Below are 1,112 nucleotides of genomic sequence, written 5' to 3' on the forward strand. Positions count from 1 at the left end.
ACGGACCCATGGGTCCGTCTATTAACTGTTGAGCAGGCACCCGAAAAGCAGCGGAAACCTTGAATTGGCAACGATTCTCGCGCATTTTGTCCGAAATATGATTTACGAAAAAGGAGACAGAGCCGCAAGTATCTATTCGTCTCGCATTCGGCTCAAGAGAAATGTCTGCTAACGGTAAATGCAATGAATGGCCGCTTCTGGCCGACAGCCCGCGTACAACCTGATGCCCCAAAGCGGCCGCACGGAAAAGGTACTCGCACAGCCGCGACACTCTGGCTAGATTTCAGTCTGCTCCGAAATCTCTAGTGCATCGTCTACCTCGATGCCGAGGTAGCGAACCGTGCTTTCCAGCTTGGAATGACCAAGTAGCAGCTGAACTGCCCGCAGGTTCTTCGTCCGCTTGTAGATCAGGGTTGCCTTCGTTCTTCGCATGGAATGCGTCCCGTAGGCAGATGAATCAAGACCGGCAGCCTCGGCCCAGTGATGCACTATCCGCGCATATTGGCGTGTCGAGACATGAGGTGATCTAGCCACCCTGCTCGGGAATAGGAACTGATCGCTTCGCAGATGTGACTTCTCCAGCCAGGCCGACACTGATGCCCTCGTCGGTTCAGTCAGCTCGAACTGTACTGGCCGCTGCGTTTTTCGCTGGATCACCATGGCGCGGGATAGCACCTGGTTTCCATGTGTTATGTCGCGCACCCGCAGGCTGACGAGATCGCAGCCCCGTAGCTTGCTGTCGATGGCCAGGTTGAACATGGCGAGGTCGCGGACCGAATGGGCATTCTGGAGGTAGATGCGGATGGCCCAGATGTCCTTGGGCTTGAGCGGTGGCTTCTGGCCGATGAGCTTTCCCTTGTTCCAGGCTTCGCGTTTGTTGATGGTTTCCATGTTTGACTCCTTGGTTGGTGATCGGAGTCATATGTTCGGTCTGCGGGGGAATGGCTGCTGTGGGGCAGTATGGCCTACGCGGGCTGTCGGCCAGTAGCGGACAGCCACTGTGCACTTCCAGACGACAGCTATCAGGCTGGTTGCAGTCACTCACTCCAGATGTACCGTAAGCGCCCTATTGATGACGTCATTGACTTGAGGTGCGACGAAACGGTAGGGGG

Annotated in this window: 1 protein-coding gene; it reads right to left on the reverse strand. The window is 55.9% G+C overall.

All coding sequences use genetic code 11. From position 1 onward, the window contains the following. Nucleotides 1-276: 276 nt before the first annotated feature. Nucleotides 277-891, reverse strand: coding sequence for a tyrosine-type recombinase/integrase (locus AT959_RS14700; protein WP_066884333.1), 615 nt, complete (start codon nt 889-891; stop codon nt 277-279). Between the last annotated feature and the right edge of the window lie 221 nt (nt 892-1,112).

The sequence above is a fragment of the Dechloromonas denitrificans genome (assembly GCF_001551835.1).
Lineage (GTDB): Bacteria > Pseudomonadota > Gammaproteobacteria > Burkholderiales > Rhodocyclaceae > Azonexus > Azonexus denitrificans.